This is a genomic window from Methylobacterium sp. 391_Methyba4 (assembly GCF_029691625.1).
Classification (GTDB): Bacteria; Pseudomonadota; Alphaproteobacteria; order Rhizobiales; family Beijerinckiaceae; genus Methylobacterium; species Methylobacterium fujisawaense.
Map to the genome: position 1 here is coordinate 6,059,911 of NZ_CP121475.1, position 13,783 is coordinate 6,073,693.

Sequence of the window (13,783 nt, forward strand, 5' to 3'; positions counted from 1 at the left end):
CGGCTACTTCTGCTTGGCGATGACCTTGTCCTTGATGCCGTCGTAGACGGTCTTCGGGATGATCTTCTTGGAGACGAGATCGTCCTTCCCGCGATACGGCCGCCCCTTGATGATCGCGGCCGCGCGCGCCGCGCCGATACCCGGCAGGGCGTCGAGTTCCTCGGTGCTGGCGCTGTTGAGGTCGATGAGCGCGCCCTTTGCGGCGTTGGGCGATCCGGCCACCGGTGCGCTCGGTGCCATGGGTTTCGCGGGGGCCGTCGGCGCTGCGGTCGTCGGCGTCTGGGGCGCCTGCGCCAGGGCGGGGGCCGCCACGAGGCTCGACAGGAGGGCGAGAAGGGCGAGGGTCTTGGTGGAGGAAGCCATGGCGTTCTCCCGAAGGACGCGGCCCGCTGCGCGGTGCCGTCGTGGCAGATCTGCGACGGCCTGCTTGAACCCGCGCTTAACGCCCGCGCTTAACGGTTGTGGTCCGGCACCCCTAGCCACGGGCCGGCGCCGGAGCTATAAGCCCGCCCTCATCCGTATCCCGCGGTGTGCGTGGCGATCCTCGATTGAGGAGCCGCCCGCGCGCCGCTTTGTCCGCGGCGTCACGAAGGATCCTGCCATGGCCGTTCCGAAGCGAAAGACCTCCCCCTCCCGCCGCGGCATGCGCCGCTCGGCCGACGCCCTGAAGGCGCCGACCTATGTCGAGGACAAGGATTCGGGCGAGCTGCGCCGTCCGCACCACATCGACCTGAAGACCGGCATGTATCGCGGCCGTCAGGTTCTCAAGGTGAAGTCCGCCGAGGCCTGAGCCTCGCGAAGGCGGCGCCTCAGGCGAGGCGCCGCGCGGCCTCCGCGTAGCGCGCGGCGGCCATCTGGGTCCGTGTCAGGCGTGACGGCAGCAGCGTCGGATCGTCGGCCGTGAGCAGCTGGGCGACAAAGCCGGCGCGGGGTCTTCCTCGGCCCGCGCGATCCGCCGGCCGACCCTCCGGTTCCCCCTCGGACCGCCCCCCGTCGATCACCACCAGCGCCTGGGCTGCGGTCTCGGCCGGCTCCGGAGACGCGTCCGGCTCCGACACCGGCTTGCGCCGGGTGGAGCGGACCTGTGTCGGGCCGAGACGGCTGACTGTTCCGATACGCACCATGCGCACACCTTTCGCACGTTTCCGTGCCGATGTCGCAAAGGTGGGGCCGGTGTTTACTAATCGTCAACCCTTTGTTCGGTCGCGCCGACGGGAATTTACTTTTTCGCCAGCGCTTCGAGCCGCTGCTGCATCTCCAGCATCTGGCGCTTGAGATCGTCCAGTTCGCCCCCGGCATAGGGCGTGGGCTGTGTCGGCGCCGGCGGCTGCGTCCCGGGGGCGGGCGGCCCGAAGCCCGTGAACATCTTCATGGCGTCGCCGAAGAAGTTCATGTTGGTGCGCACCTGCTGCTCGATCGCGTTCTGGAACGCCGACGGACCGAAGCTCTGAGCGAATTTCTCGCGGAGCCCGTCCTGATCCTTGGCAAAATTCGCCATCGAGAATTCGAGGAAGCTCGGCACCATTGTGCGCATGCTGTCGCCGTAGAAGCGGATCAGCTGGCGCAGAAAGGCCACCGGGAGCAGGTTCTCGGCGCCGGCCTTGTTCTCCTGCTCGAAGATGATCTGCGTGAGGACCGAGCGGGTGATGTCGTCGCCGGTGCGCGCATCGTACACGACGAAATCCTCGCCGTTCTGGACCATCGTGGCGAGGTCCTCCAGCGTCACGTAGGTCGAGGTACCTGTGTGATAGAGGCGCCGGTTGGCGTACTTCTTGATGACGGTCTGGGTGGCCTTGACGGTATCCGCCATCGGGAACGGCCTTTCTGGACTCGGGACCGGGGGGCGTTGCAGACGCGCGGTGCAGTCTGGCGGGGCTGTCTTCGCGCCCGCAGCACGATCCTTAAAGCCTTCCCCGGGCGCAGAAAACAGCAAACTGCACCTCTTCAACGCAGAATAATGCAGAGGGTGTGGGGCCGGAGCGCCATTTCAGTTTCGCGGACGCGTCATCGGCACGTTTTGGCGCTTTGATAGACAACCTTGACTTCGCCCATCTCAAGCCCTTCATCCCAGGGCCGGCACAGAGCGCGCCCCAAAACGTGGAAGGCGCGCCGGCTCGCGAGAGGAGAACGTTCACATGGCAGGCAGCGAAGAGATCGTCATCGTCGGGGCCGCGCGCACGCCGGTCGGCTCGTTCGGCGGCGCCTTCGGGGCGGTGCCGGCCCATGAGCTCGGTGCGACCGCCATCAAGGCCGCCCTGGAGCGGGCCAAGGTCTCGCCCGACGATGTGGACGAGGTGATCTTTGGCCAGGTCCTCACTGCGGGCGCCGGCCAGAATCCCGCCCGTCAGGCGGCCATCAAGGCCGGCATTCCCGAGAAGGCCACCGCCTGGGGCCTCAACCAGGTCTGCGGCTCGGGCCTGCGCACGGTCGCGATCGGCATGCAGCAGATCGCCAACGGCGACGCCAAGGTCATCGTCGCCGGCGGCCAGGAATCGATGTCGCTCTCGCCCCACGCGCAGTACCTGCGCGGCGGCCAGAAGATGGGCGACGTCAAGCTCGTCGACACGATGATCAAGGACGGGCTCTGGGACGCCTTCAACGGCTACCACATGGGTCAGACCGCCGAGAACGTCGCCCAGGCCTTCCAGCTCACCCGCGAGCAGCAGGACCAGTTCGCGACCCGCTCGCAGAACAAGGCCGAGGCCGCCCGCAAGGAGGGCCGCTTCAAGGACGAGATCGTCCCCGTCACCGTGCCGGGCAAGAAGGGCGACACCGTCGTCGACACCGACGAGTACATCCGCGACGGCGCCACCATCGAGGCCATGGCCAAGCTGAAGCCGGCCTTCGCCAAGGACGGCACCGTGACGGCCGCCAACGCCTCGGGCCTCAACGACGGCGCCGCCGCCCTCGTGCTGATGTCGGCCTCGGAGGCCGAGCGCCGCGGCCTGACCCCGCTCGCCAAGATCAAGTCCTGGGCGACCGCGGGCGTCGATCCCAAGGTGATGGGCACCGGCCCGATCCCGGCTTCCCGCAAGGCCCTGGAGAAGGCCGGCTGGAAGCCCTCCGACCTCGACCTGATCGAGGCCAACGAAGCCTTCGCGGCTCAGGCGCTGGCGGTGAACAAGGACATGGGCTGGGACGACGCGAAGGTGAACGTCAACGGCGGCGCCATCGCCATCGGCCACCCGATCGGCGCGTCCGGCGCCCGCGTCCTCGTCACGCTGCTGCACGAGATGAAGCGCCGCGACGCCAAGAAGGGCCTCGCCACTCTCTGCATCGGCGGCGGCATGGGCGTCGCGATGTGCATCGAGCGGACCTGAGCGCAGCGGGGCGTCAGCCCCGCTGGACAACTTAGACTTAAGGCCGAGATCACAAAAATTCGCGTGCGGACGCCATCCGCACGCGGCATCACGGGATGCGAACAGGAGGAAACAATGGCTCAAGGACGCGTCGCCCTGGTCACGGGCGGCACTCGCGGTATCGGCGCGGCGATCTCGAAGCGGCTCAAGGACAAGGGCTATCGGGTCGCGGCCAATTACGGCGGCAACGACGAGGCGGCCAACGCCTTCAAGGCCGAGACCGGCATCCCGGTCTTCAAGTTCGACGTGGGCGATCTCGCGAGCTGCGAGGCCGGCATCAAGGCCGTCGAGGCCGAGCTGGGGCCGATCGAGGTGCTGGTGAACAACGCCGGCATCACGCGGGACGGTGCCTTCCACAAGATGACCTTCGACAAGTGGCAGGCGGTCATCAAGACCAACCTCGATTCGATGTTCACCTGCACGCGTCCGCTGATCGAGGGCATGCGCAGCCGCAACTTCGGCCGCATCATCATCATCTCGTCGATCAACGGCCAGAAGGGCCAGGCCGGCCAGACCAACTACTCGGCCGCCAAGGCCGGCGTGATCGGCTTTGCCAAGGCCCTGGCGCAGGAGAGCGCGTCCAAGGGCATCACGGTGAACGTGATCGCGCCGGGCTACATCGCCACCGAGATGGTGATGGCGGTGCCGGAGGAGATCCGCAACAAGATCATCTCCACGATTCCCACGGGTCGCCTGGGCGAAGCCAGCGAGATCGCGCACGCGGTCGAGTACCTCGCCAGCGACGAGGCCGGCTTCGTGAACGGTTCGACGCTGACCATCAACGGCGGCCAGCACTTCGTCTGATCGCCAGCGGGCGCGCCGGATCGATCCGGCGCGCCCGACGCAGGGCCGAGGCCCCCGCGGCCGGTCCCTCTCGCGCCCGATCGCTTCGATGACGGCCGCCTCGGGCTGCGCCTCATCGAGTGCGCCGCGCAGCCGGCGCGCCGCCCGTTCCCCATCGGGGTGCGCTTCGCCCGTGCAGACCGTCGCCGCGGAGAGAGTCCGGCGGCGCCCGCTGATCGCCCGAGTGCCAGACGTCGCGCGGATTCCGCAGATCGGCGACGCGGACGATCCGACCCGGCAAGCCTGACGAAAGTCCTACCTGGCCTGCGCGGTCTCCGCGCGGCTTCGGGATAACGGGCATTGCGGGCAGCGATCGGCCCCGGCGCCCGCGTGTTCTGCGACACGAACAATTCGACCTGCCTCGTATAGACCTTCTTTCATCGGCTCGCGGATGGTCCTGCCGACAGAAATCGAGGTCCCGGGCGTCATGAACAACTGGTTTCACGGTAAATTCGGCGTTCATTTTATCGGTGGCGGCCAGGACAGTTCTTTGCGCGACACGGCTTCGCGTGCCGGCCAGAGCGAGGGCAGCCTCAACCGCACGCTGCCCACCGTCGCGAAGCTCGGTCTCGCCGCGGCCTGCGCCCTGGGCTTGGCCGCCTGCGTCACGCCGCAGGAGCGCCACGCGATGGATCAGAACCAGTGCTACGCCTTCGGCTTCGAGCCCGACACCGACGGCTTTGCCGAGTGCATGATGGGCCTCCATCAGCAGCGCGCCGTCGCCCAGGCCAACAGCAACCTGTATTGGCAGGCGCAGCTCGCCGAGCAGAACCGCCGCCGCGAGGCCCGGCAGGATCTCTACAAGATCGCCAGCCTGCAGCGGAGCGGCGACCCCCGCTTCCCCATCTGCGGCGCCTCGTCCGATGGCGGCATGGATCGCCGGACCATGACTTGGTACGGCCCGAACTGCCGCGCCCGCTGACCGCTATCAGGGAGATCGACGATGTCGGACGTCATCACGCCGCGGCCGGGGAACGCCAGCACGTTCATCTTCGCCACGACGGCGATGTTCGCGGCCACGATCGGGATGGTCACGCAGGACTGGGGATAGTTCGTCTTGGCGATGCTCGGAAGTGCCGGGGTGCAGTGCGTGATCTACGTGCCGCTTCAGCGATGGTTCGGCTGGAAGCCGCTCGATTTCGGCCATCTGGGTCATCTCGTCCTGCTGCTCTCCCCGCTCTGAGACGCCCATCCCCGGCAGCGCCCCGAGGGGCTGCTGCCGGTTCTCCGGATCGTTCACCCCGAGACAACGCTCATGACGCTCGCCCTGATCATCACCGGCTTCCTCGTCGTCAACTTCATGATGGCCGGCGTCTTCTCCCTCGTGGCCCTGTGGGCCGACTGAGCCGCACCCCTTAGGGCGCGCCGACGCAGTTGGCGTAGAAGGTCGTGGTCGCAGGCCAGTCGGAAAAGACGCCCAGCACGCCCACCTGCCCGTGCAGGACATCGAGCAGCCGCAGGATGTCGCCGTCGCCGGTCACCACCGGCTTGATCGACTGATAATAGTACCCGCCGCCGCCCTTCAGGGGGCCCGAGCGCTCCAGGGACCACGCGATCAGGCCCAGGCCGGCCTTCTTCGCCTCCCGGGCGTAGGTCGAGGGCTCGATCGTCCCGTCAGGCCCCGGCCGCACCAGCATCCAGAGCGGTGGCGCCAGGATCTTCACGCCCTTCTGCGCGAGTTCGGTCATGCCGGGCTGCCACGTAGCGGGCTTCTCCGGGTCGAAACCCTTCGCGGTCTCGTCGCGGTCGTCGAGGAAGATCGCCTGGCGGCCGAAATCCGGATCCTTCTCCAGCCAGTACAGGATGTCCCGCAGCTGGAAGCTCTGCGGATAGACGTCGGAGGCCGGGATGCCGGCCTGCCGGTACTCGTCGATCAGCTGCTGGGCGTACATGTCCTGGGTGTAGGTGCCGTCGAACGGCATCGGCACCTGGGGGGCCTTCAATTCGGGGGTGAACTTCCGCCCCAGCCCCTTCACCAGCGCGATGTACTCCTTGTGGGACATCAGCGTGCCGGTGCCGGCGTAGAGATCGGTACGCCAGCGCGGGGTCGCGTTCATGTAGGCCGTCACGCTGGTGGCGTCCGGATCGGCGGCGTCCATCTTCCCGTTCAGCGACTTGAACTCGTCCAGCGTCAGGTCGCTGGTGCAGCACTTGGCCGAGGCCCTGCGGCCGGTGGCCGGATCGGCCGGCGTGAAGCCCTGCGTGCATTTCGCCGCGAGCTCGGGTCGGGCCAGGATGTCGGTGGTCGTGTGCAGATCGCACTGGCTGTGACGGCAGACGAGCTGGCGGTCCTTGGTGAAGGCCACGTCGCACTCGATGATCCCGGCGCCCATCCGGTCGGCGGCGAGCACCCCCTCCCGTGTATGCTCCGGAAACATCAGCGGCGCGCCGCGATGCGAGATCGAGAAGGCCCTGGGCGTGTAGGTCCGGTCGATTCCGCAGGCGGCGAGCGTGTCCTTGAGCGGGCCGGGCTTCAGCTGGTCGACGAGGTAGAAGGGCCGCGGCCCGAGCTGGGCGGCCTCGCCGGCGAGGCCGGGTCCCGGCCCCAGGAGCAGCCCCAGCCCGATCATGAACGCACGCATCGCGAACCTCCCGTTTCAGGTCGCCGGTAGAGGGCCACGGTGACAGCGGCGTGACCCCGGTCTCGCCGACTCGGAAGCGGCGTGATAGCGGCACGCCATGACCGCGCCTGCATCGATCTCGACCCTGCGCACGCAGAGCGCAACCGCCACTGTCGCGGGCTTCGGTGCGATCCTGCTGTGGTCGCTGCTCGCCCTGTTCACGGCCGCCTCCGGGACGGTGCCGCCGTTCCAGCTCGCCGCCATGACCTTCCTGATCGGCGGCCTGTGCGGCTGCGCAACCTGGATCGTCCGGCCGAGCCGCGCCCGCGCCTTGATCCAGCCCTGGCCGGTCTGGCTGCTCGGGGTCGGAGGCCTGTTCGGCTACCACGCCCTTTACTTCAGCGCCCTGCGCCTCGCGCCGCCGGCCGAGGCCGGGCTGATCAACTATCTCTGGCCGCTGCTGATCGTCCTGTTCTCGGCCCGCCTGCCGGGCTCGGGCGGGTTGCGCCCGGGCCATCTCATCGGGGCGGTCCTCGGTCTCGCCGGCGTCGCGGCCCTGTTCGCCGGACGGGCCGATCTCACCTTCGCTGCGGGCGCGCTGCCGGGCTACGCGGCCTCCCTGGCGGCGGCCTTCGTCTGGGCCGGATACTCGGTGCTCTCGGCCCGGGTCGGGCAGGTGCCGACCGACGCGGTCGCAGGGTTCTGCCTCGCCACGGCGGCGCTCAGCCTCGCGTGCCATCTGGCTTTCGAGGCGACGGTCTGGCCGGCCGATGCGGTGCAATGGGGCGCCGTGCTCCTGCTGGGTCTCGGGCCCGTGGGGGCGGCCTTCTATCTCTGGGATATCGGCTGCAAGCGCGGCGACGTCCGGCTCCTCGGTGTCACGGCCTACGCGGCGCCGGTCCTCTCGACGCTGATCCTGGTGGCGGCGGGCTATGCCAGCCCGAGCCCCGCCCTGGCGGTCGCCTGCCTGCTCATCGTGGCGGGGGCGCTCACGGCGGTGCGGACGTCGCGGACGTCGCGGACGGCGCCGAAGCGAGGCTAGCGCCGCGGCGTCGGCCGCCAGTCCGGCGGCGCCATCTCGAAGCCGGCGAAGTCGAAGCCCGGCGAGACCGTGCAACCGACGAGCGTCCAGGCGCCCAGGCTGGTGGCGGTCTGCCAGTGGCCGGTCGGCACGACGCATTGCGGGCGCTGCCCCGCGGCGAGATCCGGGCCGAGATGCTGGGCCGTGGCGTCGTGCCCGTTGGGGCTCGTGGTGATCACGAGCGGCGCGCCGGCATGCCAGTGCCAGATCTCGGTGGCGTCGACCCGGTGCCACGCCGAGACCTCGCCGAGATCCAGCAGAAAGTAGATTGCCGTGCCGACCGAGCGCCCCTCCACCGTGCGGGGATCGCGAAAGGTCTCGCGGTAATGGCCGCCCTCGGGATGGGGTTTCAGCCCCAGCGTCGCGATCACCTCGGCTGCCGTCATGATCCGCCTCTCCATCCGCCGCGCCGGCGTCCGGCCGGCCGCTTGCCGGCACTGGACGCCGATGCTACCGGCCGAAAAACCCGTAAGGTCCGAAAAAGATGCCGAGCCCCACCGTACGTCTCCACCGCGGCGACCTGCCCGCCGATTACGATGCGGGCCGGGCGGTGGCCATCGACACAGAGACGCTCGGGCTCAACCCGCATCGGGATCGTCTCTGCGTGGTGCAGCTCTCCACCGGCGACGGGACGGCCGACGTGGTCCAGATCCCGCAAGACGGTCCGGAGCCGGTGATGCTCAAGCGCGTCCTGGCCGATCCGGAAATCCTCAAGATCTTCCACTTCGCGCGGTTCGACGTGGCGGTCCTGTATCGGGCGCTCGGGGTGATGCCGATGCCGGTCTACTGCACCAAGATCGCCTCGAAGCTCGCCCGGACCTATACGGATCGCCACGGCCTGAAGGACGTGGTCCGCGAACTCGTCGGCGTCGACCTGTCGAAGCAGCAGCAATCCTCGGATTGGGGCGCCGAGAATCTGTCGCAGGCCCAGCTCGATTACGCGGCGTCGGACGTGCTCCACCTCCACGCGGCCCGCGACCGGCTCGACGCGATGCTGGCCCGGGAAGGGCGCAGCGATCTCGCGGCCGCCTGTTTCGCCTTCCTGCCGACCCGGGCCCGCCTCGACCTCGACGGCTGGCCCGAGACCGACATCTTCGCGCATACTTGAGGAGGCGGAGGATTCTGCACACTTCCTGTGCGGAGTGAGACTTTCCTGTCACCGCACCGCGATGTGTCGCTGGTAAGTTGTGGTTGCCAGGGCTTCCGGGTCCCGGCCAGTCCCTCCTCGCCGGTCACCCACCCGATCAGGCCGGCGAGGAGGGTCCGTCGTGCTCAGGTCAGCGTCCGCGGGCCGGACGGCGTCGTGATCCGGGCGGTCCAGCGCGGGCCGGGGCCCGCCACGACCCGCGGCGGATCGGCGAGGCCGAGCGCGGCGTGCAGCTCCGTGACGGCGTCGGGATCCGGATGCGTCAGGATGAGCGCCTCCAGACCAGCGCCGAGATCCGGCATCCGCCCCGCCGGATTCCCGCGTTGCCCCCAATCCATGACGCACGGCGCTGCCCCGTCCGCCGGCCACACCCCGCCCGGGGGCACCGCGAAGCGCCAGGACAGGTCGCCGCGGGTCATCGTCGCCGCCGCGCCGAGGAGCGCGCCATGGGCGGCGAGAACGCCGTCGAGATCGTCCGTGCGGGCGACGAAGCCGCGCAGCCGCCGGCCCGAATCCCAGTCGGCCCGCACCCGTGCGGCATCGCCGAGGCCGAACCAGCGCGCCCGCGGCGGGACCGGCGCCTCGGGATCGACAGCGATCACCTCCAGGAACGTGGCGTCGCCGAGACGCATCAGATGGTTGCGGGTGCCCATCTCGCGGTGGCGCCCGCCTTCCGGCATCGTCAGGCCGAGGCAATCCCGGACATGCGCCACGCCTTCCGCGAGAGCGGGCGCGACGACGACGAGGTGGTCGAGGCTAAGCATCGGGCGGGCTCCGTGTGACCGCTAGCGCCTGGGCGGCCGGCGGCCAGGGCATTCCCGGGGCCGCGCAGGTCCCGACCCGGCCTTCGTGCTGACGGGCGCCGCAAAATCAGGTGGGGATGGGTAACTCCGGAACGTCCCCAAGAAAAAGGCCGGGGCCCCGCGAGAGGCCCCGGCCTGGGAGAGATCCGGGCCGGGCATCGTGCCCGGCCCGCAATCCCCTTACAGCGAGTAGTACTGCACGAACTCGATCGGGTGCGGGGTCATCTCGTAGCGCAGCACCTCGGTCATCTTCAGCTCGATGAACGAGTCGATCTGGTCGTCCGAGAACACGCCGCCCTCCTTGAGGAAGGCCCGGTCCTTGTCGAGGTTGGCGAGCGCCTCGCGGAGCGAGCCGCACACGGTCGGGATCTTCTTCAGCTCCCGCGGCGGCAGCTCGTAGAGATCCTTGTCCATGGCCGGACCCGGGTCGATCTTGTTGCGGATGCCGTCGAGGCCGGCCATCAGCAGCGCCGAGAAGGCGAGGTAGGGGTTCGCCATTGGGTCGGGGAAGCGGACCTCCACGCGCTTGGCCTTCGGGCTCTTGGTCCACGGGATGCGGCAGGAGGCCGAGCGGTTGCGCGCCGAGTAGGCCAGCAGCACCGGCGCCTCGTAGCCCGGCACCAGGCGCTTGTACGAGTTGGTCGACGGGTTGGTGAAGGCGTTCAGCGCCTTGGCGTGCTTGATGATGCCGCCGATGTACCAGAGGCACTCCTGGGAGAGGCCGGCATACTTGTCGCCGGCGAAGACCGGCTTGCCGTCCTTCCAGATCGACTGGTGGACGTGCATGCCCGAGCCGTTGTCGCCGTAGACGGGCTTGGGCATGAACGTCGCCGACTTGCCGTAGCTCTGCGCGACGTTGTGGATGCAGTACTTGTAGATCTGCATGTGGTCGGCGAGCAGGGTCAGCGTGTCGAACTTCATGCCGAGCTCGTGCTGGGCCGAGGCCACCTCGTGGTGATGCTTCTCGACCTTCACGCCCATGGACTGCATGGCCGCGAGCATCTCGCCGCGCATGTCCTGCGCCGAATCCTGCGGCGGGACGGGGAAGTAGCCGCCCTTGGTCTGCACCCGGTGGCCGAGGTTGCCGCCCTCGTAATCGGTGAAGCCGTTGGTTGGCAGCTCGGTGGAGTCGAGCTCGAAGCCGGTGCGGTAGGGGTCGGCGCCGAACTTCACGTCGTCGAACACGAAGAACTCGGCCTCGGGGCCGACATAGATCGTGTCGCCGATGCCGGTCTGCTGCAGGTAAGCCTCGGCGCGCTTGGCGGTGCCGCGCGGGTCGCGGCCGTAGGGCTCGCCGGTGGCCGGCTCCAGCACGTCGCACACGATCGACATGGTCGCGGCCGAGAAGAACGGGTCCAGGGTGGCGGTCACCGGATCCGGCATCAGCAGCATGTCGGACTCGTTGATCGCCTTCCAGCCGGCGATCGAGGAGCCGTCGAACATGGTGCCCTCGTCGAAGATCTCCTCGTCGATGAGCGACACGTCGAACGTGACGTGCTGCCACTTGCCGCGCGGGTCGGTGAACCGGAAGTCCACGTAGCGCACGTCGTTGTCCCGGATCGTCTTCAGCACCTCGGCCGCAGTGGTCATCGTGGGCATCCTCCAGGGATCTCTGAATCGTCTCTCGGGGCGCACCCGCACGCGGTCGCGTGCGCCGGCAAGCGGGGCTTGATATCCGGCGCGGGCGTGCCTTGCCACCCGCCGGGCCCCGGAATCGGCGGCCGGATAGAACGATCGGTCCGCGATTGCGTCCGATCTCGAAACCGTGATCGCGCCATACCGTTTCTAGGGCATCGTTGTTCTCCGGCAATGGCCCTGCTGGCACGATCCATGCGAAGGCGGCCGCAGCCGTCGACGAGGCGGCAAGCCGTTCGCGTCTTCCCGGGTTGCCCAGGTCGCGCATCGATACGGACGAGAGAACCGGAATGACCAAATATAAGCTCGAGTACATATGGCTCGACGGGTACACGCCGACCCCGAACCTCCGCGGTAAGACGCAGATCAAGGAATTCGACAGCTTCCCGACCCTCGAGCAGCTCCCGATGTGGGGCTTCGACGGCTCGTCCACCAAGCAGGCCGAGGGCGGCAGCTCCGACTGCATGCTGAAGCCCGTGCGCCACTTCCCCGACCCGGCCCGCAAGAACGGCGTGCTGGTGATGTGCGAAGTGATGATGCCGGACGGCGTGACCCCGCACGAATCCAACAAGCGCGCCACCATCTTGGACGATGCCGGCGCCTGGTTCGGCTTCGAGCAGGAGTACTTCCTGTACAAGGACGGCCGCCCGCTCGGCTTCCCGGCCTCCGGCTACCCGGCGCCGCAGGGCCCGTACTACACCGGCGTCGGCTACTCGAACGTCGGCGACGTCGCCCGCAAGATCGTCGAGGAGCACCTCGACCTCTGCCTCGATGCCGGCATCAACCACGAGGGCATCAACGCCGAGGTGGCCAAGGGCCAGTGGGAGTTCCAGATCTTCGGCAAGGGCTCCAAGAAGGCCGCCGACGAGATGTGGATGGCCCGCTACCTCCTGCAGCGCCTCTGCGAGAAGTACGGCATCGACGTCGAGTACCATTGCAAGCCGCTCGGCGACACCGACTGGAACGGGTCGGGCATGCACTGCAACTTCTCGACCGCGTTCATGCGCGAGCACGGCGGCAAGGCGTATTTCGAGAAGCTCATGGAGGCGTTCAAGAACGCCCGCGAGGAGCACATCGCCGTCTACGGTCCGGACAACCACATGCGCCTGACCGGCAAGCACGAGACCGCCTCGATCCACGAGTTCTCGTACGGCGTGGCCGATCGCGGCGCCTCGATCCGCGTGCCGCATTCCTTCGTGAACAACGGCTACAAGGGCTACCTCGAGGATCGCCGTCCGAACTCCCAAGGCGACCCCTACCAGATCGCCTCGCAGGTGCTGAAGACGATCGCTTCCGTGCCGGCCGAGGCCGCTGCAGCCGCGTAAGACGCGTCGGAAGCGTCAGCTTCCCACAGAACGAACGAAGCCGGGCCCTCGGGTCCGGCTTCGCCGTTTCCGGATCGGGTGGGCCGGTCCGTGACCCGTGCCAGCGCTCCAGGATAGCGAGCTCCGCTCGGCGGCCCTGTAACGTATGGGTATCGCGGGGTGCGTGGACGGGCGGAACGCCCGAGTTTCGGGTCTCAGGATCGGCGCGGGCGCTCGTCGTCGCGGATCGCCGCCTCGTGGTACCACGCGCCGCCGCCGAGGCTCGGCACGGGTGCGGGTTTCGCGTCCGGAGCGGCCCGCGCGGTCAGGCGCGAGCGCCGGAACGCGGACAGATCGTAGATCTTGGCGCTCTCGCGCGGGTCCGTCGCGGCCATCGCACATCCTCCTGCATCGGGTTCAAGCGGCCGATCAGGCCAGCCGTTCCCGATGATGTGGGGTGTGGAAGGCGGCGCTCCAGTGCGGAGCGCGCCGATGCCGGACATTCGCGCAGTGCGAAATCTTAGGCAGAGAAGCGTTGCGGGAGCGGGACGGCCCGCGTCAGATCGCGTCCGTTCCGGTCTCGCCGGTGCGGATGCGGATCGCTTCCTCGATGGTCGAGACGAAGATCTTGCCGTCGCCGATGCGGCCGGTCTGGGCCGACTTGCGGATCGCCTCGACGGCGCCCTCCACAAGGGCGTCGGACAGAACGATCTCCAGCTTCACCTTGGGCAGGAAGTCGACCACGTATTCGGCGCCCCGGTAGAGCTCCGTATGGCCCTTCTGACGGCCGAAACCCTTCGCCTCGATGACGGTGATGCCCTGGAGACCGACCTCCTGGAGCGCCTCCTTCACTTCGTCGAGCTTGAAAGGCTTGATGATCGCTTCGATCTTCTTCATGCCGCTCGGGCCTGCGCTGCGGTGCCGGGCATTTCTAACATCCTCGTGACGCCTCCGCCATGCCGTTTTCGCGGCGTGCCCAACCATAGTGCCTATTTCATGTGCGATCCACGCACATCCTTCAGGCGCTTCTCCGGTTTTTGGCGCGTTTTT

At 68.4% G+C, this 13,783-nt stretch carries 17 protein-coding genes; 8 read left to right on the plus strand and 9 right to left on the minus strand.

Translation table 11 applies throughout. From position 1 onward, the window contains the following. Positions 1 to 3 precede the first annotated feature (3 nt). Positions 4 to 363 (minus strand): helix-hairpin-helix domain-containing protein, encoded by a 360-nt coding sequence (locus P9K36_RS28575; protein ID WP_043357356.1) that lies wholly within the window; start codon positions 361 to 363, stop codon positions 4 to 6. A gap of 238 nt (positions 364 to 601) precedes the next feature. Here P9K36_RS28575 and rpmF point away from each other — a divergent pair, with 238 nt between their 5' ends. Then, a complete protein-coding gene (gene rpmF / locus P9K36_RS28580) occupies positions 602 to 790 on the plus strand; it encodes a 50S ribosomal protein L32 (RefSeq protein WP_003601373.1) in 189 nt (62 codons plus the stop codon). Positions 791 to 809: 19 nt separating this feature from the next. Here rpmF and P9K36_RS28585 read toward each other — a convergent pair whose 3' ends face one another. After that, a complete protein-coding gene (locus tag P9K36_RS28585) occupies positions 810 to 1,124 on the minus strand; it encodes a hypothetical protein (RefSeq protein WP_043385547.1) in 315 nt (104 codons plus the stop codon). A gap of 95 nt (positions 1,125 to 1,219) precedes the next feature. After that, positions 1,220 to 1,810, minus strand: coding sequence for a polyhydroxyalkanoate synthesis repressor PhaR (gene phaR / locus P9K36_RS28590; RefSeq protein ID WP_043385545.1), 591 nt, complete (start codon positions 1,808 to 1,810; stop codon positions 1,220 to 1,222). 325 nt (positions 1,811 to 2,135) lie between these two features. On the opposite strand from phaR, the gene P9K36_RS28595 reads away from it, so the two are divergent. From P9K36_RS28595 to P9K36_RS28610, 4 genes are all read left to right on the plus strand, one after another. Further along, entirely contained in the window at positions 2,136 to 3,320 is a 1,185-nt protein-coding gene (locus P9K36_RS28595; RefSeq protein WP_043347468.1) for an acetyl-CoA C-acetyltransferase, read from the plus strand. A 114-nt stretch (positions 3,321 to 3,434) separates the two neighbouring features. After that, positions 3,435 to 4,163 carry an acetoacetyl-CoA reductase gene (gene phbB, locus P9K36_RS28600; RefSeq protein WP_043347469.1) on the plus strand — a complete coding sequence of 243 codons (729 nt, stop codon included), beginning with the start codon at positions 3,435 to 3,437 and terminating at the stop codon, positions 4,161 to 4,163. A 529-nt stretch (positions 4,164 to 4,692) separates the two neighbouring features. After that, a complete protein-coding gene (locus P9K36_RS28605) occupies positions 4,693 to 5,124 on the plus strand; it encodes a hypothetical protein (RefSeq protein ID WP_081948722.1) in 432 nt (143 codons plus the stop codon). A gap of 135 nt (positions 5,125 to 5,259) precedes the next feature. Then, positions 5,260 to 5,385, plus strand: a complete 126-nt coding sequence (locus P9K36_RS28610) for a hypothetical protein (protein WP_278306275.1) — start codon at positions 5,260 to 5,262, stop codon at positions 5,383 to 5,385. 172 nt (positions 5,386 to 5,557) lie between these two features. Here the strand turns inward: P9K36_RS28610 and P9K36_RS28615 are convergent, their stop codons facing one another. Beyond that, positions 5,558 to 6,784 (minus strand): glycerophosphodiester phosphodiesterase family protein, encoded by a 1,227-nt coding sequence (locus P9K36_RS28615; RefSeq protein WP_043760214.1) that lies wholly within the window; start codon positions 6,782 to 6,784, stop codon positions 5,558 to 5,560. Between the two features lie 97 nt (positions 6,785 to 6,881). On the opposite strand from P9K36_RS28615, the gene P9K36_RS28620 reads away from it, so the two are divergent. Continuing rightward, positions 6,882 to 7,805: an EamA family transporter gene (locus P9K36_RS28620; RefSeq protein ID WP_278306276.1), complete on the plus strand. Its 924-nt coding sequence runs from the start codon at positions 6,882 to 6,884 to the stop codon at positions 7,803 to 7,805. Here the strand turns inward: P9K36_RS28620 and P9K36_RS28625 are convergent. After that, on the minus strand, positions 7,802 to 8,230 hold the full coding sequence (locus P9K36_RS28625; RefSeq protein WP_078947133.1) for a cupin domain-containing protein: 429 nt from the start codon (positions 8,228 to 8,230) through the stop codon (positions 7,802 to 7,804). The two genes, P9K36_RS28620 and P9K36_RS28625, sit on opposite strands and share 4 nt — an antisense overlap. A gap of 98 nt (positions 8,231 to 8,328) precedes the next feature. Here P9K36_RS28625 and P9K36_RS28630 point away from each other — a divergent pair, with 98 nt between their 5' ends. Beyond that, entirely contained in the window at positions 8,329 to 8,952 is a 624-nt protein-coding gene (locus P9K36_RS28630) for a ribonuclease D (RefSeq protein ID WP_043760216.1), read from the plus strand. A 164-nt stretch (positions 8,953 to 9,116) separates the two neighbouring features. Here the strand turns inward: P9K36_RS28630 and P9K36_RS28635 are convergent, their stop codons facing one another. Together P9K36_RS28635 and glnA are read right to left on the minus strand one after the other, a co-directional pair. Beyond that, positions 9,117 to 9,755, minus strand: coding sequence for a VOC family protein (locus tag P9K36_RS28635; RefSeq protein WP_278306277.1), 639 nt, complete (start codon positions 9,753 to 9,755; stop codon positions 9,117 to 9,119). Between the two features lie 219 nt (positions 9,756 to 9,974). Then, a complete protein-coding gene (gene glnA, locus P9K36_RS28640; protein ID WP_043385529.1) occupies positions 9,975 to 11,384 on the minus strand; it encodes a type I glutamate--ammonia ligase in 1,410 nt (469 codons plus the stop codon). 335 nt (positions 11,385 to 11,719) lie between these two features. On the opposite strand from glnA, the gene P9K36_RS28645 reads away from it, so the two are divergent. Next, on the plus strand, positions 11,720 to 12,754 hold the full coding sequence (locus P9K36_RS28645; protein ID WP_043347488.1) for a glutamine synthetase beta-grasp domain-containing protein: 1,035 nt from the start codon (positions 11,720 to 11,722) through the stop codon (positions 12,752 to 12,754). Between the two features lie 194 nt (positions 12,755 to 12,948). Here P9K36_RS28645 and P9K36_RS28650 read toward each other — a convergent pair whose 3' ends face one another. Both P9K36_RS28650 and P9K36_RS28655 read right to left on the minus strand, forming a co-directional pair. Further along, positions 12,949 to 13,128 carry a DUF2735 domain-containing protein gene (locus P9K36_RS28650; RefSeq protein WP_043347490.1) on the minus strand — a complete coding sequence of 60 codons (180 nt, stop codon included), beginning with the start codon at positions 13,126 to 13,128 and terminating at the stop codon, positions 12,949 to 12,951. 163 nt (positions 13,129 to 13,291) lie between these two features. Then, positions 13,292 to 13,630 (minus strand): P-II family nitrogen regulator, encoded by a 339-nt coding sequence (locus P9K36_RS28655; RefSeq protein WP_003600526.1) that lies wholly within the window; start codon positions 13,628 to 13,630, stop codon positions 13,292 to 13,294. Positions 13,631 to 13,783: the final 153 nt, after the last annotated feature.

Coding starts and splice junctions, on each gene's coding strand:
- P9K36_RS28650 (WP_043347490.1), bottom strand. CDS start 13,128: ATGGCCGCGACGGACCCGCGCGAGAGCGCCAAGATCTACGATCTGTCC.
- P9K36_RS28635 (WP_278306277.1), bottom strand. CDS start 9,755: ATGCTTAGCCTCGACCACCTCGTCGTCGTCGCGCCCGCTCTCGCGGAA.
- P9K36_RS28620 (WP_278306276.1), top strand. CDS start 6,882: ATGACCGCGCCTGCATCGATCTCGACCCTGCGCACGCAGAGCGCAACC.
- glnA (WP_043385529.1), bottom strand. CDS start 11,384: ATGACCACTGCGGCCGAGGTGCTGAAGACGATCCGGGACAACGACGTG.
- P9K36_RS28645 (WP_043347488.1), top strand. CDS start 11,720: ATGACCAAATATAAGCTCGAGTACATATGGCTCGACGGGTACACGCCG.
- P9K36_RS28585 (WP_043385547.1), bottom strand. CDS start 1,124: ATGGTGCGTATCGGAACAGTCAGCCGTCTCGGCCCGACACAGGTCCGC.
- P9K36_RS28625 (WP_078947133.1), bottom strand. CDS start 8,230: ATGACGGCAGCCGAGGTGATCGCGACGCTGGGGCTGAAACCCCATCCC.
- P9K36_RS28655 (WP_003600526.1), bottom strand. CDS start 13,630: ATGAAGAAGATCGAAGCGATCATCAAGCCTTTCAAGCTCGACGAAGTG.
- phbB (WP_043347469.1), top strand. CDS start 3,435: ATGGCTCAAGGACGCGTCGCCCTGGTCACGGGCGGCACTCGCGGTATC.
- rpmF (WP_003601373.1), top strand. CDS start 602: ATGGCCGTTCCGAAGCGAAAGACCTCCCCCTCCCGCCGCGGCATGCGC.
- phaR (WP_043385545.1), bottom strand. CDS start 1,810: ATGGCGGATACCGTCAAGGCCACCCAGACCGTCATCAAGAAGTACGCC.
- P9K36_RS28615 (WP_043760214.1), bottom strand. CDS start 6,784: ATGCGTGCGTTCATGATCGGGCTGGGGCTGCTCCTGGGGCCGGGACCC.
- P9K36_RS28595 (WP_043347468.1), top strand. CDS start 2,136: ATGGCAGGCAGCGAAGAGATCGTCATCGTCGGGGCCGCGCGCACGCCG.
- P9K36_RS28630 (WP_043760216.1), top strand. CDS start 8,329: ATGCCGAGCCCCACCGTACGTCTCCACCGCGGCGACCTGCCCGCCGAT.
- P9K36_RS28575 (WP_043357356.1), bottom strand. CDS start 363: ATGGCTTCCTCCACCAAGACCCTCGCCCTTCTCGCCCTCCTGTCGAGC.